The sequence below is a fragment of the Chryseobacterium sp. Marseille-Q8038 genome (assembly GCF_965111995.1).
Genome location: NZ_CBCOPN010000001.1, coordinates 1,808,823 through 1,831,750 on the forward strand (window position 1 = coordinate 1,808,823; position 22,928 = coordinate 1,831,750).

Annotated in this window: 27 protein-coding genes; 10 read left to right on the forward strand and 17 right to left on the reverse strand. The window is 37.9% G+C overall.

Features of this window, described 5'->3' with window-relative positions:
- The first annotated feature begins 654 nt into the window (after nt 1–654).
- The 5 genes from ACWPWS_RS08400 to ACWPWS_RS08420 all read left to right on the forward strand — a co-directional run bounded on the left by ACWPWS_RS08400 (nt 655) and on the right by ACWPWS_RS08420 (nt 4,817).
- A complete protein-coding gene (locus ACWPWS_RS08400; RefSeq protein ID WP_072996028.1) occupies nt 655–1,092 on the forward strand; it encodes a DUF417 family protein in 438 nt (145 codons plus the stop codon).
- 905 nt (nt 1,093–1,997) lie between these two features.
- Nucleotides 1,998–2,537: a carboxymuconolactone decarboxylase family protein gene (locus tag ACWPWS_RS08405; protein WP_072996026.1), complete on the forward strand. Its 540-nt coding sequence runs from the start codon at nt 1,998–2,000 to the stop codon at nt 2,535–2,537.
- Between the two features lie 46 nt (nt 2,538–2,583).
- Complete coding sequence (locus tag ACWPWS_RS08410; protein ID WP_221405644.1) at nt 2,584–3,129, forward strand: carboxymuconolactone decarboxylase family protein; 546 nt, start codon at nt 2,584–2,586, stop codon at nt 3,127–3,129.
- A 594-nt stretch (nt 3,130–3,723) separates the two neighbouring features.
- Complete coding sequence (locus tag ACWPWS_RS08415; protein ID WP_072996023.1) at nt 3,724–4,563, forward strand: AraC family transcriptional regulator; 840 nt, start codon at nt 3,724–3,726, stop codon at nt 4,561–4,563.
- 191 nt (nt 4,564–4,754) lie between these two features.
- Nucleotides 4,755–4,817: a hypothetical protein gene (locus ACWPWS_RS08420; RefSeq protein WP_454046892.1), complete on the forward strand. Its 63-nt coding sequence runs from the start codon at nt 4,755–4,757 to the stop codon at nt 4,815–4,817.
- Between the two features lie 188 nt (nt 4,818–5,005).
- Here the strand turns inward: ACWPWS_RS08420 and ACWPWS_RS08425 are convergent, their stop codons facing one another.
- The 4 genes from ACWPWS_RS08425 to pdxR form a co-directional block, all read right to left on the reverse strand.
- Nucleotides 5,006–5,860, reverse strand: a complete 855-nt coding sequence (locus ACWPWS_RS08425; RefSeq protein ID WP_413930958.1) for an SDR family NAD(P)-dependent oxidoreductase — start codon at nt 5,858–5,860, stop codon at nt 5,006–5,008.
- A 229-nt stretch (nt 5,861–6,089) separates the two neighbouring features.
- On the reverse strand, nt 6,090–7,826 hold the full coding sequence (locus ACWPWS_RS08430) for a thiamine pyrophosphate-dependent enzyme (RefSeq protein ID WP_413930959.1): 1,737 nt from the start codon (nt 7,824–7,826) through the stop codon (nt 6,090–6,092).
- A gap of 77 nt (nt 7,827–7,903) precedes the next feature.
- A complete protein-coding gene (locus tag ACWPWS_RS08435) occupies nt 7,904–8,185 on the reverse strand; it encodes a DUF427 domain-containing protein (protein WP_413930960.1) in 282 nt (93 codons plus the stop codon).
- A gap of 487 nt (nt 8,186–8,672) precedes the next feature.
- The gene (gene pdxR, locus ACWPWS_RS08440; RefSeq protein WP_413930961.1) at nt 8,673–10,199 is read right to left on the reverse strand and encodes a MocR-like pyridoxine biosynthesis transcription factor PdxR; all 1,527 of its coding nucleotides are present in this window, start codon (nt 10,197–10,199) and stop codon (nt 8,673–8,675) included.
- A 111-nt stretch (nt 10,200–10,310) separates the two neighbouring features.
- Here pdxR and ACWPWS_RS08445 point away from each other — a divergent pair, with 111 nt between their 5' ends.
- The 3 genes from ACWPWS_RS08445 (at nt 10,311) to ACWPWS_RS08455 (ending at nt 13,171) form a co-directional block, all read left to right on the forward strand.
- Nucleotides 10,311–11,228 carry an NADP-dependent oxidoreductase gene (locus ACWPWS_RS08445; protein ID WP_413930962.1) on the forward strand — a complete coding sequence of 306 codons (918 nt, stop codon included), beginning with the start codon at nt 10,311–10,313 and terminating at the stop codon, nt 11,226–11,228.
- A 179-nt stretch (nt 11,229–11,407) separates the two neighbouring features.
- Entirely contained in the window at nt 11,408–12,277 is an 870-nt protein-coding gene (locus tag ACWPWS_RS08450) for an AraC family transcriptional regulator (protein WP_413930963.1), read from the forward strand.
- Between the two features lie 303 nt (nt 12,278–12,580).
- Nucleotides 12,581–13,171 carry a Crp/Fnr family transcriptional regulator gene (locus ACWPWS_RS08455; protein ID WP_454046183.1) on the forward strand — a complete coding sequence of 197 codons (591 nt, stop codon included), beginning with the start codon at nt 12,581–12,583 and terminating at the stop codon, nt 13,169–13,171.
- Between the two features lie 489 nt (nt 13,172–13,660).
- On the opposite strand, the gene ACWPWS_RS08460 is transcribed toward ACWPWS_RS08455, so the two are convergent.
- The 13 genes from ACWPWS_RS08460 to ACWPWS_RS08520 all read right to left on the reverse strand — a co-directional run bounded on the left by ACWPWS_RS08460 (nt 13,661) and on the right by ACWPWS_RS08520 (nt 20,821).
- The gene (locus ACWPWS_RS08460) at nt 13,661–14,029 is read right to left on the reverse strand and encodes an SPW repeat domain-containing protein (protein WP_413930965.1); all 369 of its coding nucleotides are present in this window, start codon (nt 14,027–14,029) and stop codon (nt 13,661–13,663) included.
- A 242-nt stretch (nt 14,030–14,271) separates the two neighbouring features.
- Nucleotides 14,272–14,490 carry a hypothetical protein gene (locus ACWPWS_RS08465; RefSeq protein ID WP_413930966.1) on the reverse strand — a complete coding sequence of 73 codons (219 nt, stop codon included), beginning with the start codon at nt 14,488–14,490 and terminating at the stop codon, nt 14,272–14,274.
- 82 nt (nt 14,491–14,572) lie between these two features.
- The gene (locus tag ACWPWS_RS08470; RefSeq protein ID WP_454046184.1) at nt 14,573–15,046 is read right to left on the reverse strand and encodes a Dps family protein; all 474 of its coding nucleotides are present in this window, start codon (nt 15,044–15,046) and stop codon (nt 14,573–14,575) included.
- A gap of 55 nt (nt 15,047–15,101) precedes the next feature.
- Nucleotides 15,102–15,533 (reverse strand): DUF1003 domain-containing protein, encoded by a 432-nt coding sequence (locus ACWPWS_RS08475; protein WP_413930968.1) that lies wholly within the window; start codon nt 15,531–15,533, stop codon nt 15,102–15,104.
- 220 nt (nt 15,534–15,753) lie between these two features.
- Complete coding sequence (locus tag ACWPWS_RS08480) at nt 15,754–16,335, reverse strand: uracil-DNA glycosylase family protein (protein WP_413930969.1); 582 nt, start codon at nt 16,333–16,335, stop codon at nt 15,754–15,756.
- A gap of 77 nt (nt 16,336–16,412) precedes the next feature.
- Complete coding sequence (locus ACWPWS_RS08485) at nt 16,413–16,757, reverse strand: SPW repeat domain-containing protein (protein WP_413930970.1); 345 nt, start codon at nt 16,755–16,757, stop codon at nt 16,413–16,415.
- A gap of 11 nt (nt 16,758–16,768) precedes the next feature.
- Nucleotides 16,769–17,080 carry a hypothetical protein gene (locus ACWPWS_RS08490; protein ID WP_454046185.1) on the reverse strand — a complete coding sequence of 104 codons (312 nt, stop codon included), beginning with the start codon at nt 17,078–17,080 and terminating at the stop codon, nt 16,769–16,771.
- The gene (locus tag ACWPWS_RS08495; protein WP_454046186.1) at nt 17,056–17,670 is read right to left on the reverse strand and encodes a Crp/Fnr family transcriptional regulator; all 615 of its coding nucleotides are present in this window, start codon (nt 17,668–17,670) and stop codon (nt 17,056–17,058) included. The genes ACWPWS_RS08490 and ACWPWS_RS08495 overlap by 25 nt, the downstream gene beginning before the upstream one ends.
- 284 nt (nt 17,671–17,954) lie before the next feature.
- The gene (locus tag ACWPWS_RS08500) at nt 17,955–18,743 is read right to left on the reverse strand and encodes an SDR family NAD(P)-dependent oxidoreductase (RefSeq protein ID WP_454046187.1); all 789 of its coding nucleotides are present in this window, start codon (nt 18,741–18,743) and stop codon (nt 17,955–17,957) included.
- 159 nt (nt 18,744–18,902) lie between these two features.
- A complete protein-coding gene (locus ACWPWS_RS08505; protein WP_413930974.1) occupies nt 18,903–19,460 on the reverse strand; it encodes a hypothetical protein in 558 nt (185 codons plus the stop codon).
- A gap of 71 nt (nt 19,461–19,531) precedes the next feature.
- Nucleotides 19,532–19,831 carry a phosphoribosylpyrophosphate synthetase gene (locus tag ACWPWS_RS08510; RefSeq protein ID WP_413930975.1) on the reverse strand — a complete coding sequence of 100 codons (300 nt, stop codon included), beginning with the start codon at nt 19,829–19,831 and terminating at the stop codon, nt 19,532–19,534.
- Between the two features lie 18 nt (nt 19,832–19,849).
- On the reverse strand, nt 19,850–20,293 hold the full coding sequence (locus ACWPWS_RS08515) for a hypothetical protein (protein ID WP_413930976.1): 444 nt from the start codon (nt 20,291–20,293) through the stop codon (nt 19,850–19,852).
- A gap of 90 nt (nt 20,294–20,383) precedes the next feature.
- Complete coding sequence (locus tag ACWPWS_RS08520) at nt 20,384–20,821, reverse strand: DoxX family protein (protein WP_413930977.1); 438 nt, start codon at nt 20,819–20,821, stop codon at nt 20,384–20,386.
- 408 nt (nt 20,822–21,229) lie between these two features.
- Here ACWPWS_RS08520 and ACWPWS_RS08525 point away from each other — a divergent pair, with 408 nt between their 5' ends.
- Entirely contained in the window at nt 21,230–21,787 is a 558-nt protein-coding gene (locus ACWPWS_RS08525; RefSeq protein WP_413930978.1) for a hypothetical protein, read from the forward strand.
- 151 nt (nt 21,788–21,938) lie between these two features.
- Nucleotides 21,939–22,919, forward strand: a complete 981-nt coding sequence (locus ACWPWS_RS08530; RefSeq protein ID WP_413930979.1) for an L-histidine N(alpha)-methyltransferase — start codon at nt 21,939–21,941, stop codon at nt 22,917–22,919.
- The last annotated feature ends 9 nt before the right edge of the window (nt 22,920–22,928 follow it).

Here is a 22,928-nt window from a genome sequence, read left to right on the forward strand (position 1 = left end):
TGGTATCATGACTTACTTGCACAAATTGCTTGGGTAAGTGGTTTTTTATATTCAAAAAAATACGCAGATTCCAAAACATCATTAACGGCAGTGTGTCTAAAAACCTAAACCTAACTGCTGAGAATCGAATATACGCGAATTTTGTAAGATAGGTGCCCGTGTATGAAATTGTGATTTGAGGTTATTACACAGTTTGACGGTCAGCACCTCATGGCAAATGCGAATTGGTGGAGTGGTCTTTATTACATTTAGTCTGCTAAATTCCGAATATAAAATTTCAACATAAGGACCGTTGACATAGGATCACGGCTCTCACTATATTACCTGATAATATTTGCTTCCCTTATATCTTTTAGTGGTATGTACGAGTATCTACACAAGTAAGTATATATGCTTATGTAATCCTGTAGTGGCTATATTGCTTAGTTTATTCTTCACAAAAGATAAAATCACTTTAATTCTATGATAGGCCTTTTTATTATTTTAGAAAGCATCTTATTCATGAATATAAAAAATACGGAACAGCTTTAAATTAGAATTAGAAAGAAAGCTATTCCAATTTAGTCGATAAAAGGAAATTTCGTCATGTATTAGGGAAATATGGACTATTAACCGCGCTGTTTTATAAATATCTTTGTTTTATCAAATAAAAAAATGGAAAAATCAAGCAACATAAAAACGCCAAGTATCGGGCTATTAATCATGGTTCTAGGTACAGCAGTTGTTCTACTCTGGATCGGTGCTTTTAAGTTTACATTAACGGAAGCTAAAGGAATTAAATCTCTCGTAGAAAATCATCCTTTAATGGGATGGAGTTATGAAATATGGTCAATTAGAACCGTTTCAAATATAATCGGCATAATTGAAATTATCACGGGATTAATGCTGTTGATAGGAATAAAAATAAAAAATAGCCTAAAATGGGCTGGATTGCTAATGATTTTGACTTTTGGATTTACAATTAGTTTTTTATTTACTACTCCTGGAGTATGGAAGACAGTAGATGGAGTACCTGTTACGGACTTTTTTATTTTGAAAGATTTAGTCTTTTTGGGATTTGGTGTGGCCTTATGGAAAGATAGTATTAAATGAAGCCTCGGTAGCTGAAGAATCAATCGAATCAACGATAAAATTGTATTGTGAATAAATAATTAATGAAAACAAGATTAGAAATAATGGGAGGCGTTAGTATGAGGTTACTTTTAAGTAGCCTTGTATTGATTTTGTTGAGCTTCAATCGTATGGATATACGATTGAAGCTCAACAGGCTTCCCATATGGAAATCTCTTATTGCAATCCTTTAAAAAGTGATTCTAAATCACATCAATCCGGTAAGACAAAAAATAATAAATGTAAAGGGGAATGTGCAAGTAAATGTTGCGGGAAAGCATGTAATAGTGGCTCTATTGTAGTCGCAGTAATTGAAAAATCTACGAAAAGAATATAATGTTGATCAATGTAAACGAAAACATGATCAATATATTTTATTAAAAGTATTCTGCCTTGATCCAAGATATATAACAACTGAAAAATCATCTATTTAATCCTAAGATGGCGCACAGTACTACAATACAATGTAGAAATAACTACTTCTTAATAAGCAAAGTGAAGGGAGAATAAACTGCCCGATGCATCTGGGAAATATCAAATAAAGTTTTTTAAAAGAGAATTTTAGGGAAAATCAAAAAAACAAATTTGAAATTATTGGAAGGGAATACTCGTGCGTTTTAAGAAACATACATAAGCAGATCTTACATACAGATAAACTATTTCACCCACAATTTCTTTTTCGGTGATGGCTAACGTGTAAGTACTCTAATATAGCTAGTCAATTTGTACATCGTCAATATTTATTAAAACTTATCCGGAAGTGAAATTTTCCATATCGGGAAGTATAGACAACTTAAAGGGAAGTACGGACATTTGTGAAAGCTTTCCCTCGGCTTACCTTTGTACTATACAAACGAATAAATTTATAACATAACAATTTAATAAAAATGGAAAATACATTCAACGTCCTAAAAAGAGAAGAGGTTTCAGCAAAAAATCAACAGATATTCGATGGTCTGAAAAAAGCATTCGGTGCTGTGCCTAATTTGTACTCTACGTTAGCTTATTCCGAAAATGCGCTAGAAGCTTATATTAATCTTGAAAATAGCAAAACCTCGTTAACAAAAAAAGAAATTGAGGCGGTAACGCTAGTAGTTAGTGAGGTGAATAGTTGTTTATATTGCTTAAGTGCACATACTATGGTTGCCAAGATGAATGGTTTCACAGAAGAACAGACGCTTGAAATCAGAGGCGGAAGCGCAGGGTTTGATAAAAAATTGAATGCTTTGGTAAAACTCGCCAAACAGCTTTCAGAAAAAAGAAATGCAGGTGATGGAACATTGGTAGCAGCCTTTTTTGATGCCGGTTATTCGAAAGAGAACCTTATTGATATGATCGTGCACATAGGCGACAGAACTATCAGTAACATATTACATGCTGTAACCCAAGTGCCTAATGAATTTCCATTAGCAAAATCTATTAGCTAGTAATAACTATTCAGTTAACGTCAAAATAACTTTAAATCTATAGACTATGATGCCAAGAACACAAGCTCTAAAGCCGGAACAGGTGCCGGCTGACTCTAAACCAACTCTTGATACGTTCACCAGGATGCTCGGGTTCACGCCAAATATGCTTGCGACATTTGCGCAGAGTCCAATTGCGTTCAATGCATGGGCTACTTTCCGCAGTTCCCTGAACAAGGTGCTTGACGTGAAGACGCGAGAAATCATCAGCCTCGCCGTCTCTGAGGTGAATGGCTGCAACTACTGCCTGGCGGTTCACAGCTATGCGGCCAGTATGGCTAAGTTGCCGGCCGATGAAATTATTCTCGCTCGGAAAGGCCATGCTATCGATCCGAAGAAGGACGCCGCCGTCCAGTTTGCGCGCAAAATCATCGAGACCCGCGGTCAGGTCGGTGAGTCTGATCTGGAAACTGTTCGTCAAGCTGGATATACAGATGCGAATATCATGGAGATTGTCGCTCTGGTGGCTATGTATTCGCTGACGAACTTTTTCAATAACGTGTTCGATCCGGAGAAGGACTATCCCGCTGTTCCGCTGGCTGGTTCGATCTAACTTTTATTTGGTTGGATAAATGATCTTCCAAGAGACATGAACATGCTGAAAACAAGATTGCAAGATTATAAGCGACAGTAATATAAGTTAAAAACAAGAATGGACATCGGAAAAGCAGAACCTAAATTATACAGAGCGAGGGGGACTTCGGACAAATATTTACCAACTTTAGATCTGGAACCAAACCCCCAGGAACTTATCCGGACTTGGATTTCACTAATCAACGTTTGCGGTTACTATATAATCAGTCATACCCAAGCGGCATTGGAATTAGGGTAAACTCCGTAGCGCCTGTTTGTCCTGGCCGCATGGTGGGAAACACCTTTTTTACAGAAACAGAACAAGCTGTACTTAAACTGGCAGAAGAAATTGCCTAACTTGATAAAGCTGGGGTTTCTGATGAAACTTACGAGCGAGCACTAGCGCTGCTTGGTGAACAGAAATTAGCTCAAGTAATTTTTGTTACAGTTACCATCGGTAGCAGGAACCGAATCGCTATTGCCATGCATATGGTAACCGGAGAATAGCTCAATAGTGCAATTGATGTTATTTTTTTACATGTATTATATGAAAAAAAACGAAATCTGAACGGGAATGATCAAAGAATATAACGAAAATGCAACATTGGCGCGGTTTGTTATGCACAGCGATAATCAACTGTTTTCAGGATTAGGACTTAGCAATTCAAGTCCTAATCCCGTAAATACTTTTGTTTACAATAAGGGTGAATCGCAAGAAGTACTCATCGATGCGATAGCCTACACAATGCCACCACGGAGCATTCTTCCGCTCGTTTCCAATCAGCATTTTACCTTTCAGCATCCTGAGACCCTAACTGCCTGGCAATTTAACCGTGAATTTTACTGTATCATCGATCACGATTCTGAAGTTGGATGCGTCGGTTTTCTCTTCTACGGAATCCAGCATCCAATGTTTATCACACTAAATGCCGATGAAGCAGAAGAATTGTCCGACCTTGAAAAAGTGTTTTCTACTGAACTGATGGTGAGGGATAATTTTCAGGGAGAAATGCTTCGTACCTTATTAAAAAGGGTAATTATAAAAACTACACGAATAGCAAAGCTTCAAAGTGAAAGCTATTCAAAATTCCCTGACGAAAAAATGGATATTGTGAGAAAATTTGCATTGCTTCTCGAAAAAAATTTCAAAGAACAACATCAGGTTAATTTTTATGCAGGTGCCCTCCATAAATCTCCTAAGACATTGAGCAATGTTTTTGCACGATTAAAACAACCGGCACCTTCGGTACTCATTCGTGAAAAGCTTCTGTTGGAAGCCAAACGTTATTTACATTATACTGAAAAATCGGCTAAGGAAATAGCCTATGAACTTGGTTTTGAAAGTCCGGCACATTTCAGCAAGTTTTTTAAGCTCTATACGGGAACAAATATTTCGAAGTTCAGAAGTATCTGATAGAAGCATTTTAATATAATAGAGATGTCAACGATAGATAACAACATGTACCTTCTTAATGCAATGAGTGAGCAGAATAGTAAGTATTTAACCTATTTCAATAGAAAGTTGGGGCGTACACCAAATCTGTTTTTGACGATGATGTATTCTGACAATACGTCGATAATGGAAATGCAGATATCAAGCTCATCATTAAAACATTTGAAAGCATTTTTAATGTTAGTTTGAGAGATTTTTATCATACATTTATGTAGCTTAAGTCCCGAAAAAAGGGAGGGTTACAAAGTTTCTTGACAGCCTGCGTAATGCTTTGATTAAGAAAATGTATGAACATGCCCAAGTCGGATAACATTCATTTGATTTTAATCCTGTTCTATTTAGGCTAGGATATTTATGTGTTGTAGGAGAATTGCGGGATAAAGTCAATTTAGATTCTATTCGACTAGACCTTTAAGCCAGTTCGTTCAAACCAATTATTTTTCAACTCGATCTTTTTTTCGAACAGCTCGCGAATAGTATGCTCATTTTTTTTATCGATGATTATTACTTCTGGCCTCGTTCCACTTTTCATATTTAATGCGTTTAGGATATCGTTGATGACACGCTGACGTTTCTCCTCTGTAGGTTCTAATTTAGAAACTGATTGTTTTAGTTTGTGTATTAAATCTTTGGATTCAATTCTATAGGCCTCTTCAATTTCCGGCCGGTCAGCATCTAATAACTTATTATCGTCCGAATTGGGCAAACAACTATCAACCAAAACAGAAATACAATCGATTCCCTCATTTTTCAGTTCAGCTTTTAATCCTTCCGATAATGCGATGATACTTATTTTTGATAATGTTTGCGGTATTAAGAATGGTAAGGAAAAAAGGGAGGGTCCACAACAGATATTTAAAATGATCCCGGATTTGTTTTTTCGCATGTCTGGCAACACAGCCTGTATCATACTTATCACGTTAAATAAGCTAATATCAAGTATATGTTTTATTTGAGTGATAGAAGTTGCTTCAAGCAACCCTATGCTGATTACCTCGGTACTATTGATTAAAATGTCGATTGCTCCATATTTACGAAGGATATGATCTACATTATCCTTTATAGATTTTTCGTTATTCAAATCTATATCTACCACTTGAATGTTGGGACATGAACCAAGTTCTTCAGCTGTTTCCCTACTCTTGTCATCAGTGATTACCATGGTTGCAATTACTCCATGTCCTTCTTCAGATAGCGCTTTGGCAATTAATTTACCAAACCCTGTACCACTCCCTGTTACTAAAATTGTCTTTGACATAAAATTAAACTTAAGTTATCAGTTTAGTTGCTGAATAAGTGCCTGTTATTATTGTTTGAGGATCATCACAGTTCACGGTTTTCTTGACAGGCACAAGCCTAAAGTTTTATTGTAAAAATTGTAATTACGTTGTGCATTCCCTGCAATTGCCCTCATATGATGCAATCTCAATATTCTACATGAATTATAAATTTAATAATGTAGTCGCCTTCATCAGTTGCTGTCATATTTAGATGATTTCCTTTAAATGTTGGTAATTTGATTTTAATGTTTGCATCGCCTCATCCATGCGACCACCTAGGATCATTTTTCCTACTGATAAGGTAAAGCCTTTTAGTTGTTCCCATTCAATTTTGGGGGGCATTGCCAGTGCATGTGGATTGGTTTTAATATCTACTATAACAGGCCCGTTATGTGCCAATGCCTCTGAAAGCCCTTCATACACCATTTGAGGCTCATCAATAGTTATAGATTTAAAGCCCATAGCGGTTCCAATTAGCGAAAAATCCGGATTAACAAGATCTGTTTCATTATCAATAAGGCCTTGAACTTCCATTTCAAGTTTTACCATTCCTAATGAACGATTGTTAAATACCAGAATCTTGACCGGTAAATTATATTGTTTAATAGTTACCAGGTCACCGAGTAACATGGTCAGTCCACCATCACCACAGAGCGCAATAATTTGCTTTTCCGGATGCGCCAAAGCTGCACCAATAGCCATCGGCATCGCATTTGCCATAGAACCGTGATTGAACGATCCCAGAAATTTGCGCCCTTTGGTAGCGGCAATATAACGAGCAGCCCATACACAGCACATGCCCGTATCCATAGTGAATATAGCATTGTCGGATACGAGTTCATTGACTGCATGGGCTACAAATTCAGGTTGGATAAGATCCTTTGCACCCGAATCTTTTACATAAATATTTAGATGCTTTTTTACATGGTCATATAAAGTCAATTGGGCGTTGAGAAAGCTATCGTCCGTTTTACTATCTATTAATGGTAGTAATGCTGTTAAAGTATCCTTAATATCTCCAGCCAATCCAAGTTCCAATTTTGCCCTTCTTCCCAATTTTTCCGGTTTGTCATCTATTTGGATTAACTTGTTATCAGTTGGCATGAAAGGTATGTAAGGAAAATCTGTACCCAAGAGCAAAACAATATCCGATTCATGCATCGCATGAAAGGCTGAAGGAAGGCCTAAAAGACCGGTCATTCCAACATCATAAGGATTGTCATATTGTATGCCCATCTTTCCACGAAAGGTATAGCCCACGGGTGCCTTTAATGCTTCTGCAAGACGTATTATTTCATCATGTGCATGGATAGCTCCAAATCCGCAAAAGATGGAAACTTTAGGATACTTATTCAATAAGGCCGCTGCTCTATGTAAATCTTGATCAACTGGACGGTGAATCGAAACAGGTCTATAGTTATGCATGGCGGCAACACTTTCCTGGGCAGGGAGGGCAGAGATATCACCGGGCAGACCAATAACTGCTACGCCCCGCTGGTGAATGGCATGCTGAATGGCAGTCTGCATCATGCGGGGAGCTTGTGCAGGCGTTTGGATTATTTGGTTGTAACAGCTGCAGTCATCGAATAGTTTTATCGTATTTGTTTCCTGATGGTAGTTTGTACCAAATTCACTGGTACGTATAGTCGAAGCAATTGCGATCACCGGCACACCTGAACGTTGCGCATCGTAAAGACCATTAACAAGGTGCACATGTCCTGGGCCGGAACTTCCTGCGCAGCATCCTATTCCGTTGAGTTCGGCCTCTGCCGCCGCCGCGTAGGCGCCGACTTCTTCATGGCGTACATGAATCCATTTTATTTTTCCATTACGTCGAACAGCATCATTTAGCTCGTTTAGGCTATCTCCGGCAACAGCATAGATCCTTTTTACGCCATTTTCCACTAGCATTTCAATTAGTTGTTCAGCTACTTTTTTACCCATGCGTTTAGTTTTTGAAATATAATGATTGATTTTTCACCAACGGTTATGGCATATATATAATAATAAACGTCATAAGACTACTTACTTACTTTTACGCCATTCCAAAATGCGATACGTCCTTTTATACCCTCGGCCAGTGGTCGTGGATTAGGATAGTACCATGCAGCGTCGGCGGCTTGTTCCCCGTTAACAATTACATTGTAGTAAGATGCCATACCTTTCCAAGGGCACGTCGTGTGTGTATTTGATTCCGTTAAGAATTCTTTTTTCACGGAATTTTCAGGAAAATAATGGTTACCTTCGACAACAACAGTGTTTTCACTTTCTGCGATCACTTGATCATTATAAATTGCTCTCATTGATATTGATTTTTGTTTAAATGTTATTGCTTTTTAATGACTAATTCCTATTCAAATTATTTAAGCAGTATGGCAAAACTGAATTGAGAATCAAACACTTAACTCAATGCCTCACGTTATACATACGTTTAACGAATGCAAGTATCTTAATTGACTACTAAAGTATAAACTTTGATTAAAGCGTACATTGACAAATGTCACATACATTGAAGTGGTGCCAAAGTCGAAGCTACTCCATCAGAAATGTAGTTTTTGGAGTTTGTTTCTTTTGAAAAGATTTCTGAAGCATTTTAACCTATGCACCTCATTTATATTCGGGGACTTTCAGACGGAGGCAGGACATAGGTGAAAATATCCATACTAAATGCACAGACACACCTATATGATACAGCTTTAACGCAATATAATATGGGTAATAAATAACATTTTTTTTCGCACTAGATAACTTAAAGATTTGCTTTTGACAACATGTTTTTTATTTTATCACTTACTTTAAACCGAGCTGACTAAGAGCCTGTTTCCAGAGATCAATGGCACTCACCATTTCGATTTCATCTAAAGAACAATATCCAATACGTATGAAGTTGTCTGGCTTAGAAGTATTGGGCTGAAAAAAGTAATTAGTGCCGTCGCTTATCTTTAATCCCAACTTTGCCGCATTTAGCGAGACTTCCCTGGCACTAATATCTTTTCTATAAGTTGCCCAGATTGCAAGTCCTCCGTTCGGCCGCTCAAAGGCTAAATATTCCCCCAACTGCTCGTTAAGCAAGCGGCAAGTGTTTGTCAACCGCCCCTCATAAACCTTATGTGACTTTTTGAGGTGCCGCGAGATATCACCAGTAGACAAAAGTTCGGCAATTGCTTCTTCCAGTAACTGTTCTCCTTGCCGATCTATCAATTTACGAATCGCTGCGGCTTGGTTTATTACTGCCTCCGGAGCCACCATAAAACCAATCCGGATGCCAGGGGCAAGGCTTTTGCAAAAGGAACCTACATAAATAATATTTCCTCCGTTATCCAGACTTGCCAAAGGCAAAAGCGAATTGCTTGAAAAATGATAATCGAAATCATAATCGTCTTCGAGCAATGCAAATTTATATTTACGGGCAAGATTCATCAGTCGCATACGTCTTTCCGCACACAGTGTAACCGTCGTAGGCCGATGGTGGTGGGGAATAATATAGATCATTTTAGGAATCACCTTAGTCTTACACAACTGTTCAATCATATCTATATCCATACCATCTTTATCTACAGGAATAAACGTTAGTTTTGCTCCAGTAAGCATAAATGCTTGATTTGCATCCTTATAACCTGGTTCTGGTACGAACACGTGATCTCCCGGACGAATGAGTAACTGTGTCGTTAAATAGATGGCCATCTGTGTTCCTTTGGTTATCAGTATTTCTTTTTCAGTAATCTGCATACCTCTTGTCCTGTTTAAGAAATTGGAAAGCTCAACCCTTAGCCTATGGGAACCATGTTCCGGACCATACATGAGAAATTGCCCTGCCGAGCGGCTTTTCCCAAATCTTCTGTATTCCCGCACTAACTGCTCAATAGGTGCAATCCTCGGATCAGGAAAACCGTCATCGAGTTTATATAGCGGTGCTGGCAATTCCTTGGCATTTGATTCTATACCCGGATCTATACTTGTTGATACATCAATAGATCTATTTATCAATGGATAAATGGGGTGCGAACTCCGTGTCAATTTTTTGTTGTTTTGGTTATTAATACGGACCGACGTCTCAGGGAGGTTACCTGAAACATAGACACCACTTCGGTCTCTGGTTTCCACCCAGCCCTGTAAGCTCAATTCTTCGTAGGTCTTAACGACTGTTTTTCGGTTAATTTTTAGCATTTGAGCAAGTTCACGCGAAGGTGGGAGCAGCTGGCCTGGCTTCAGGGTGCCTCGACAAATTAACTGGATAATTTCAGATTCCAACTGTAAGTATAAAGGACTATGCTGCCTATCTTTTCTAAATGCAATTTGAAGAAGTTTTATGATCATATTTGGACCCTTGTATATTTTGAAATTGGCCCACCAAGGTAACCAAAAAAAAGATTAATTTTATAGCTTGACCAAAGAATCATTTTAACAATAATAAATATTGAACTCTTTATGAAAGCAATAATTGTAACAAACCAGGCGGCTGGAATAGCTGGGATGAAACTGGTAGAGTTGCCAGAGCCAGTGGCGGCTATAAACGATGTCATTGTTCAGGTTTATGCAGCCAGTATTACCGGGGACGAGTTGTCATGGCCGTCGACCTGGACAGATCGTGCTGATCATGACCGAACGCCCTCGATTCCAGGACACGAACTGGCTGGAGTGGTTACGGCGCTTGGGTATGGCACAACGGGATTATCAGTAGGACAACGCGTCTTCGGCCTTCAGGATTGGTATAGAAACGGCACACTGGCCGAATACGTGGCGATAGAGGCACGTAACCTTGCACCATTACCAGACAATGTTGACTTCAATGATGGTAATGCACTAGTGATGCCGGGCTTAACTGCGTGGCAGGCACTTTTCGATCATGGCCAACTTCAGGCAGGACAAAGAATCCTCGTGCATGGAGCAGCTGGTATAGTAGGATCAATGGCCGTGCAGCTTGCACGTGATGCCGACGCGTACGTCATCGGTACTGGACGTACTTCTCATCGCGAAGCGGCGCTCAACTTTGGCGCAAATGAGTTTGTCGATCTGGATAATGATGAGTTAGAAAGCATTGACAAAGTAGACCTGGTTTTTGATGTCCTCGGGGGTGATATTGCGAAGCGTTCTTTGGGCGTGATTCGCTCCGGAGGGAAATTTGTGACCATCACGGGACCAATCGAAGAACAGATCAACGGAGTTAAGAATATTGACTTTGTTGTCGAAGCCAATCGGTCTCAATTGATTGAGATTGTGAAGAGGTTTGGTGAGGGAGGTCTAAAGACGAATAGCGGTATCGTTGTTACGCTCGATGACGCGGTTAAGACATACAATTCTACTGATCAGATTAAGGGTAAGACAATTGTTCGCATAGTTTCTTAAAAGCAAGTAAATAGGGGGATAATCTGCGTCGATTTTCGTTAGCCCCCTTTGAGCTAACTGATGAAACCATGGAGTATGTATTATCCTTCAGCATTGAGGACGAACATACTCCATTTTCTTTCAGTATTGGTCCTTGTGTTTTAACTAGGTAAATGAACATGAAATAAATTTGTTAAAGTATGAATGAACGACTACAGATAGAATTAGTAAATCCACAAACCAACGTATTAGCGTTTAGGTTAGTACAGCTTAATGATGACAACTATTTTAAAAATCTGAAAGGCTTCAACTGTTATAAAATAATACTGATCAGAAAAGGAAAAGGTCACTTAACCTTTGATAAGGTTAAGTATAAGTTCTCTGAAAATTGCTTAATAAGATTTCCTATTTATCAACCTTTTCAAATTGAGGCCGATGGTCCACTTGAGGGTATATTATTACAATTTCACCCGGATTTCTTTTGGAATCATAAATATGAATTGGAATTAACCAGTAAGCAGGTGCTATTTAAGAATGTTGGCGAAGTCCCCTCAATCAAAATCAGTAAAGGGGAAATGAATCAACTCCTGCATCCATTGGATAATCTTATTTCGGAACTCCATAATGACCGTTTAGGTCGTTATGATATAACGATTTCCTGGGTAAAAATATTTATGATCTATGCATCTCGGATAAAGATGGAAAGAGGAAGTGATCAATCAGAAAAACTTTCAGCAGCGCATTACATGACCCGGAATTTGATCGATGCAATAGAGCAGCATTTTCACAGTAAGCACAGGCCAGCAGATTACGCCAAATTATTAAATGTCACCGTCAAAACACTGAATCGTAGTGCTAAGCAAAACTTTTATAAAACTGTTAGTGATATGATTGCAGAACGCCTCATAACGCAGGCTAAACATGAATTGTATTTAAGTGATAAGCCAATAAAGCAAATTGCAATTGAGCTGGGGTTTCATGATATGGCTTATTTCAGCCGTTTCTTTAAAGTGAGAACGAGTATGGCACCTGACGTTTATCGTAAATCATTCCGAGATACGTCTGATTAGGCTGTCAATAATCAGATATGGATGTCATCATTGATGCCTACCATTTGTCTAGTAACCATTAACAATTATACAACAAGTTTAGATTTAAAGATTTGTTGGTATATCCGACAAAAAGGGTGATTATCACAACAGATTGTCCTTTCCGTCCATTTATCTGCTTTGCTTTATACCTTAATTTTACCAGTCATAATAAGGTTTTTATGAGGACGAATAGTGCTAAAAACATGCATTGTGGCTTTGCTGCTGTAAGAGACAATAAAAGTGAAATTTTTTTTTACTTAAAGCAATCAGTTATTTCTATTGATGCCTGAGTCTATATTTGATTTTTTTGAAAGTTATATCAGAACTTATGACCTATTCTCTGACGAGGAGATTGCAACTATTAAGTCTCTTGCAATACCCAAGCGACTTAAAAAGAGACAATTTTTACTACGTCAAGGAAGCATATGTAGATATCACACCTTTGTATGTAGTGGCTGTTTCAGGTCATATCGAATCGATGGTGCGGGCTATGAGCACATCATAAGTCTCTCTCCGGCCACGGTTTGGTTAAGTGATCCGGTTAGTCTTCTAAGCAGTTCGCCTTCAAACGAATTTATTGATGCGCTGGAAGACAGTACCATCATACAACTTTCAATACATAGTTTTAAAACCCTTTTGGAAGATATACCTAATTTTAATATACTAGTTACCAAAATCATTAGGGATGACTACTATATCAGCCGTGATAGGATATACATGATGCTCAGCCTTCAAGCAGAAGAAAGATACCGGGAGTTCATCCGGAATTTCCCTAAATTACATCAACGTATCCCGATATATATGATAGCTTCTTATCTTGGGGTATCAAGGGAGACATTAACAAGGGTACGGAGCAATATGTTGGAGCCTTGACGTTTTGGGAGGCATGAAGTAAATTAAGATGGTTGGGAGGATGGTTTTCTTATAGAAAATAAGGTTACACAAGGCCGAAATATTGATAATCAAAATTAAAGATTGAAAGTGCATGCAATGATAATCATTATATACTTTTATGATAATGAACATCTTTCTTCCGATCGAATATCGACCACCTCATTTTGCTCTAGCCAGGTTTTAAAATTATTCATGTCTTCAGGAAAATGATGAATAATCTTGCCGTTTTTGAGCATAATAGTAAAGAAGCATGATGTACTAGCATATTTTTTTAATTCTTCCGCTAAATATTCAAAATTAGGATATCGATTTTTCAAGACCACTATCTCTCACTGTTAATATCTTTCATCAAACCGGTTATACCCAGTATAATACTAATTCGGGTATAACCGTAGAATTAAATCCCTTGAAATATGCTGCCTTATATTGCAGTCGGACTTTATATTTCAATTAGAAAATGTTTATTGTTTATCGATCAATACTACTACCCTCACTTGCAGTAACTGCTACAACAAGATATACAACGACGGCATTGATATAATAATACGCTGCATCAAGCCCCTCAAAACCAAAAAGAAACGGCACGAGCATAAATATTGTCGCAACTAGGAGGTCAAGTACAAGATGCCCGCCGAATGGAATTATTTTAAATACTCCATAACGATACCTGGTAGCTAGGCTAACAAAAATAACAACAATACCTGTAATTACAGATATCCAGGATGCCATAGGATTGTTGTTGCCCAATTGTAAAATGAATGGTGCAACAATTAATGTAACAGCGGCAAGGTAGTCTACAATGCCGTGATTAGTTGGAGAAAGAAACCTTAATTTCATGTTATTTAAATTATGTTGAAAGATTATTAGTTCAAAAGACCAAAATTTCTAATGATTAGTTGTTAGTAATACTGCTCAGATAATGCCCACTTTTGTACACCTCACTATCACTGCAACACAGCGGTTCCTTTGTTATTGTCGATAAGGAATCTCCAAAATCCATCAACCTTGTACCGGATGGTATCGCAGGCCGTGCCTGCGAGCTGAATAGAATCGCCATCTTGCCCTGTGCCATCAATCGATCAGTCTACCGCGATCTGGGCAATATCTTCAGCAATGAAAATATGGCGAACATTGGCCATTAATGGAATGCCCGGCTTTAGATCTGTTTCAAGTCTGCCTGTAAGCGCTGCCTGATCAGTAATATAACCATCATCCATGACAAACACCGCCTCTGGCTCATATAATTCCATCTGGATAATAATGCTACACGAGTTAAAGTGTTTCACTAACGAAGGCATAAAATCTTCGAGTTTAATAGGAAGCGGGAATGATTTCATGTATTCTAATTAGTTTTCAGGATCATAAAGTGTAGTCCACTAACTATATCAAATGCGAACGAAGCATCCAGGCAAGTTTTTTGTGAAATTCAGTCAGACCAGTCAAATAATCACTGGTACCAGCGTCCTTTAATTGTTCTGCCAAACGGTTAATTTGCGTTCGAATATTGATAACAATACTTTCGTGATCTCCCAACAACTCCTTTATAAAACCTTTGCTGTCGTTTTTCTCCCTTGTCTGTTCAGTAAGATGGGTTAATTGTAACATTTGTTTTAGGGTAGCAGGAGCATAATGCCCCAATGTCCTTATCCGCTCTGCGACATTATCAATAATTTCGGACAGCTCGTTATATTGAGACTCGAACATCATATGCATGGCATGGAAATCTGGTCCTTCAATATTCCAATGTGCATTACGCGTTTTAGTATATAATACAAATTCATCAGCAAGGATATGTGAAAGTACTTGGCTGATCTCGGCGAGGTGTTCCTCGCTTATTCCAATATTTGGTTTCATAATAAAAATTAAAGTTATTTATTTTCTGTAAAACTATGTTCTTGACTTATATCCATCACTCAATGTCACCCTGGTGGATGCCTTTAAGGTCTTGTAACATTGTGATAATTTTATCCAATTTTTCAGTTTCAATCCTGCTAAGTTTGACCTCTATTTCTTCGATTTCCATTTTTGCTTCAAGGTTGGTTCTATAGTCATCATATGCCTGGATTCTGTCCCGCTCACCCTGACGATTTTGAGCCATCATAATTATAGGTGCTGCGTAGGCTGATTGCACCGAAAAAAATAGATTAAGAAGGATGAAAGGATAAGGGTCCCATTTAGAAAAATACGCAAGTAAATTGATGCCAACCCAGGTTAGAATCACCGCAGTTTGAATGATAATGAACTTCCATGAGCCCATGACATTCGTTACTTTATCGGCAAGACGATCACCAGGAGTGCAATCAGACTTATGTTGTTCATGCCACGTTTTACTACTTTTCATTAATGATATTGCGTGTTTTAGTATTTAATACAAATTGATCTCCAAAGACATGAGAAAGCACTTCATTGATTCCGTCGCGATACTCCTCGCTTATTCCAATGTTTGGTTTCATAATATAAGTTTTCGATTTAATTAATTCAGATAAAATTATGTTTGTATTAGGAACTGCACAATGACATTTGTCACAATACATACTTGTTCTTCAATATCATTCTGCTGATTATTGCTTGGAAACTCCAAGTGATTCAATCTTTTTCTGTAACACATATACTAGGTCCTCCTTAAACCACTCGTTTTTCCTTTGCCAAATGTTGTTCCGGGGTGACGGATGTGGTAGTGGGATAAAATTTGGGAGATACTCTTCGTAATTTTTCACTGTTTCTGTTAAGGTATCTTTAGCGCTGTTTTTTAAGTAGTATTTCTGGGCATATTGTCCAATCAAAAGTGTTAATTGTACTTCTGGCATTAATTTTAAAATCTGTTGATGCCATAAGGGTGCACATTCTGGTCTTGGAGGCAAGTCGCCTGATTTTCCGCTGCCAGGAAAACAAAAGCCCATGGGGATGAGTGCGAAGACCTTTTCATTATAAAATGTTTGTCTGTCGACTCCCAACCATTCTCTCAAATTGTTACCGCTGGCATCATCCCAAGGAATACCACTATTTTGAACTTTTTGACCTGGGGCCTGACCTATTATTACAATTTTTGATATCATGCTCGCTTGAATAATCGGTCTTGGAATGTTAGGCAAAAAATCTTTGCAAACAGTACAATTTCTAATTTCTGAAAGTATTTTGTCCATTTTATATAAGCGTAAAACACTTGAAGCATCGACTTCAAGCGTTTTTTTTAAAATTTATCGAAATAATTAGAAACAGCCTACTCCGGCTTATGCAAGCTTACTACTGTTAAAACCGCACCTCCGTTTATCCAGTAGTAGTAGGCATCCACTCCTTCAAATGAAAATGCGAACGGAGCTATCACAAACACAATTCCCACAAGTGCATCTATCGCTAAATGCCCTTTGTAAGGGATAATTCGGTATGCACCCAATTGGTGGTCTGTCAGTAGTGTGAGAATAAAGGCTGCAATGCCTGTTCCGACCGATAGTTGTAAAGCAAGTGGGTTAGAATTTCCCAATCCTAATACAAACGGTAATGCTATTAGTGCCACAGCTACCGGATAATCTAAATATGCGTGTATTTTTTTGGTTACGAATCTCATGTCTTGTTAGTTTAAGCGTTAAAATATTGTTCTTCTACAATTTGTCCGTTTTGCCAAATGGTTCGAAGTATTTCGTGCCATAAGACTTTACTTCCATCTTTCATATCGAAGTCAAAAGTGAATTCAGCGAAAGAAACATCTCCATTCAATGAAGCATTATGCAGGGTGATACCATTTACCTTGGCAATAGCGCCTGCAAAACCTTGCATTTTGGCTATCATTTCTGATTTTCCCTTTGTTACCGTACCATCAAAATCAATAGTTTTGGCATCCGGAGCGAAAAACTTTTCTGTTGCTTCTACGATTTGTCCTTTTTTAACCATCTCGTTTTTTTCCGAGCTTTCTTATTTCTGATTCTTGATAGGAATTCAGTTGACATTCCGAGGTAGGAAGCTAAAGCGTATTGAGGTACACGTTGAACGAAATTTGGATAGTTTAATAAAAAGTTCTCGTAGCGTGCTTCAGCACCATGTTTTAGGTTAAAAAGGATTCTTCGGTGTTCGAAAGCAAGTCCTTTCTCAGCCATTATCCTAAAAAAGGTTTCGAATTTATGGTTCGCTTTTTTTAGTTCCTGCTCTTTATCATAGTCAATTTGTAAAACGGTACTATCTTCTAATGCGATGATGAAAAGCGTAGCGGGATGCTGATAGATATAGCTATTAAAATCAGATACCCACCAATTTTCTATAGCAAATTGAAAGGTGTGGTCTTGTCCCTCATCTGTAACGGCATAAGTTCTGAAAGCCCCTTTAACCACAAATGCTCTATGTTTATTGGTAAAATTAGGCTGCACAATGAATTGTCTTTTTTTTACTTTGACTTCTTTAAAGCCAGACACAAATTGTTCAGCCTCATCATCATCATCTAATGAAACAAAGTTTCGTACATAATCTAAAAGTTGCTTCTTGCTCATTTTTCAATTTGTGTATGCTGTTGGCGTTCCAGCATTAAAGGTAACTTCTGTCTTCTGACAAACAGTTAAAGTCCTGAAAATAATAGTCTGTCTAGTTCGTTGCAATATTTAAATCTGCTATTTTAACCCGCAGTACATCCAACTGTTCTCCCAACCGAATCCGAACATCGAATCGGGATTTGGTTGATAGTTCTGTAAAGAATGTTTTTATTACTAGATCTGGTTTTTCATTGATTAATTTTAAAAATTAAATCAAAATCGAGTAATATCATAAAGAAACTATACTACATGGATCGATGATTTTTCGTCCTCTCTTTTAAGGCTTCAAAATTGTTGGCTGCAATTTGGTCGAATTTTCTCGGCTCCAAAAAATTCACTTTTACTTGTTCTTCCATTTCTTTGCCACCTATGATCACATTAATTTCTTTCTGAATTAGCCCTGTAATAGTGGCTTTTGCCACATCTTCAGGACTATCCATTTTCTCTACCACTGCCGTTTTCATCATACCAGTATCTGTTGCCGAAGGATAAACAGTCATGACATGAAGGGGATATTGATAAAGCTCCCTTCTCATGGCATCAGAGAATTGTCCGACCGCTGCTTTGGTAGCAGCATACACACTGTAAAAGGGCATAGCGATGTAGCCATATCCGGAGGATATATTAACAATTGCACCTTCGTTACTCTTCTGTAAAAGACTGGTTAATTTTTTGGTCAATAATACCAGACCTGTGAGGTTGATATTTATCTGGCCAATAATATCTTCGTCGCTCTGTTCGGTTAACAAACCGGCACTTACAACACACGCACTATTTACCAGGATGTCTAGTGCTCCCCACTCTTTTGTTATCGTTGCAACCACTCTATTTAAATCTTCAACCTCAGCAACATTAGCCTGTATGATAAGAATGTTTATAGATTTCAATTCAGCTTTTAGCGCCTCTAAATGCTCTTTCTTTCTGCCCACAACAGCTATATCCTTTACACCATGCCGTACGAGCTCTTTGACAATTGCTTTGCCTATTCCGGCACTTCCACCGGTAATTAATACCTTTTTGTTTTTCAGTTCCATACGATTCTTCTAGTTTTATGTTAATATATTGTGGCCAGCCAACGACTATAGGATAACACAATAAGCGAATTTATTTTTTGTGCGACCTTTATACGTATGAGCTGGACTAACGTTTGTCAAATTTCTTTAGACGGCGCCATTAGTTAGGCCTTTCCGATTTTACGCTTCTTTATAAAGAACGGTTTTTAATCTTTCATCTTTTAGAATACTGGAAGTTAACCATACGTATTCCTTTAATTTATTATCATAGCCCAACATGGAAAAACTTTGCGCAAATGGACAAGGAGGAAAATCAGGAAAATCCTTTCTTAACACATAGCGATGAGGGTCTTCATTAAATTTTGATTTGTGAACTTTTGGCAGTAAGCCGAATTTCAAGTCCGAATTACTTTCTTCATGGGTCAACAGAATTGTCTTTGCTGACCGAATTTTATGAATGACAAAGTTATCTTCCAATGATGATAAGGCATCAAACACATCGATTAAAATTCCCTTTATCCCTTTTTTCGGAATGGAAATTCCATAAATCAACGAAGAATCTTCAGGGGCATCCGCGCTTTCAAGACGATAGGCATGATCTATTTCAAATTGATCAGCATTATATTTAACAGACTTCCCCACCCAGTATAATTTTTCACCCCTGGTCCTGAATTCTTCTGAGTATCCAAGCTTCCCCAGTTCATCTACAATTGCTACGATATTGTTCTTTCCTCTCATATTGTCTTTTGATTTTATTTTAAATAAGAAATAAAGTTGATACACCGGTAGCAAAGACCGAACAACCGGCTTTAATGTGTTTTTAATTTTTGTACCATATCGGCAGTTAACGGGTCTGAATACAGACCATAGGCGTCAACTAAGACGCCTTGATGACCGGATTTAGTCCTTAACGCATAAACAATCGACTCATCTGCCGGATCGCTATTTCCTTCAAACCGATAGAATTCCACGATTTCGAAGTCATCGGGTTTAAAAGATTCACCAAGCGCCTTACAATAAATACTATCACTTTGCATGTTAAAATCTATGGTATAACCACGTTTGTTTAATCCATTTAATGCTTCTGATAAAGTATCGTATGAACTCATGTTCTATTTCCTTTTATTTTAGTTTACAACCTCGATTGTAAATTTTTTATTATTAAATTCAAATGTGTCGCCTGCTCTTTTCCCTTCAAGGCTCTTGTAGATGGGTGCGGCTGGTGAGATACCTATAAAATGCCTACCATCAATTGTAAAAGGCGCCTTGGGAACTGCAACGATCATGCAGCGGCCATTTACGCTTACGACTGCGCCAGGCTTGACAACATCTGTAGGGTCGAATGAAATGTCATTAATTGCCTTTAAGTGGTCAATATGGACATGAGCCTGATGTTCTAATTCATCCGAGATCTCTATACTCTGCCGATGATGTGACTGATCATCTTGATCTACGATTTCTTCCCTGTCCAGCAAATTACCCATTAAGAAATCGTCATATTTCATTTCTGCTTCATCAATATGATGTCTTTCCAATTTGATTAGTGCTTGCTTAATTGCGTTTTTATCCATTTTTTTTTAATTAAGATTGTTATGATGTATGTTAAGGATGCATAGAATGAATCTGTTTGCCACGAAATTTTACTAAAATTTTAAATTGGGTTATAGAATATTGGATTGACTTTCTAGTCTTTTTTCGGATTGAAGAGAGGCTAATAGCAGGCTGGCGAAACTGACAACGAAAACGGAATAATCAAATGGGGATCGATATCCGGTAAAGATCAGCATACTGAGTGCAAACGTCAGCGTAAGCACGAAACTGCCATAAGCAGCGAGCCTGATTTTATACCCGATAATAAGCAATATGCCAAATAATGCTTCGCCAATAGTAGCTACGAGGCCAAAAAAAGAAGCCATTTTTGGTGCCAGATAAGGCATCATGGTATTTGCATAAGCGACAAAATTGTCCCAATTACCCCATGATACATTGGCACTGCCGGGGGTGCCTAGAAAACCAATACGGTCCAATACCGGCAGTAGGAAACCTGCTCCTAATGCAAAACGTAATAGTACCTGCGCTGTTGGAAAAATATTTTTCATAATGACTTTATATTAAATTAAAGAGAAAGGAATTTAAACCCTTTCAAGTTCACAAGGCCTCAAATGGTCTTTTTATCAAAGTACGGCAGTAAACTTCTTTTTATTAATGACATTTATCACAAAAAGCAAAATAGTAACTATAATGTTGTAAGGGTAAAGTCCTCATTCAAGAAATGGAATTTGTCTAAAATGATTCCGTCATTCAAAGTCATAAATTAATGGACTGATAATTCGATTTTTCCAAACCAGTGAACGATTACTTCATGGCCTTCTCCAGTTGTTTTTCTGAAGGAATCATAGTTAGCCTAGCAGCTAAAGTGTGATAAATGTCCTTGTGCTGGAATCTTGATTTCTCTTTTTTTGTATGTATTAAACAGGATAGAAGAATTTTAAAACTAAATATTGATTATGACATTAAATGAAAACGATCTTGTCGCGGTAGTTGACGAACTACGTCTTAAAGGTTACACCGATAACTTTATCATAAAAGACAATCTGATTTTCTCGACAAGCATGAACCAAGGGTTTAAAGAAGAAGATGTAATTATCGAAGGAGCATACCAATTTGACGTCACCGAAGACGCCTTTGATACACAATACCTATTCGCTGTTTCGGTACCGCAATATGAGTTAAGAGGGCTGATCGTTGATCTTTTAGGAACGTACTTCTATATGGAAGAGCAATCGATCACCAAGATACTGAGAGATGCATCTCTGGTTAGCTACATTTTTGACGATCATGACCCTTATGTAAAATATGGATTGAAAAAAATTACACCATCCAATTTTAATGCAGACAGCAATCGATATGTGTTGCGGATAGGATTTCCTGATTACCCTGAATGTCCTGTAGGAACTGATTTTACGATGCTGGGATTTGATGAACAAACACGGCAGTATGTATGGCTTTCAACAAGCATACTAAACAATAGTCGCCTTAAAAGAGTCGAGTTTAATACCCTGTAATTTTTGGTAAGAGTCAATTTTACAATTGATTTGTGTGATAAATGTCAATGTTTAAGAGATGGCAAGTTTTTAACTTGCCATCTCTATGCTTTGATAATTTTAAGTAATCGGGCGAAATATAAGTTTATCTTTTAAATCCTACTAAAACAATATGATATCAATAGAGACAGACGAGTTCAGATTTGCAACAAAGAATAAAGATTTTTATTTGGACGTTATCCAGAGTCTGACGGAAACGCCAAAAAGGCTGTCGTCAAAATACTTTTACGACAAAAAGGGTGATGGCCTCTTTGAGGCTATCATGATGTCTCCGGATTATTATCTTACCCGGTGTGAAATGGAAATTTTCACTTGTCAAGCCAAACAAATTGTTGATAGGATAACAGGTCAAAATTCAGATTTTGAATTAATTGAACTGGGACCCGGTAATTGCGCTAAATCAATTCATCTATTACGTGCCCTTGTTAATGCAAATGTGTCTTTTAATTATGTACCCATCGACATATCTGAAAACGTAATCAATGAGCTGCAATCATTTCTACCCGAGAACGCCCCAGACTTACATTTTAATGGATTGGTAGGTGACTACTTTGACGCATTAGCACTCCATTGTTTATTGCCAGGAACGCGGAAAGTTGTGATGTGTTTAGGGGGCAATATCGGCAATATGACAATAGCTGAAGCTAACCTGTTCTGTAAAAAGCTTCGTAGTTATTTAAAGCCCGGTGATCAGTGTGTCATCGGATTTGATCTTGTCAAACATCCTGCAATTATCAAGCAAGCATACGACGACAGGGATGGCCTGACCCGGGAATTTAATCTAAACCTCTTAGATAGAATTAACCGTGAATTAGATGCAGATTTTAAGATTGACCAGTTTGACCATTACTGTAGCTATGATCCTTTGACAGGGTCAGCTAAAAGCTATCTCGTCAGTTTAAGCGACATGTCAGTAAACATATCCGGCACCAGCATTCCTTTTGAAAAAGACGAATGTATATGGACTGAAATATCTCAAAAATATTCTAAAGATCAGATTCATCAAATAGCGGCAGATAATGGGTTTGTCCATGCGGCGGAGTTCGTGGACAGCAAATCATGGTTTATGGATGCGCTTTGGACGGCTGTTTAAATTAAATTA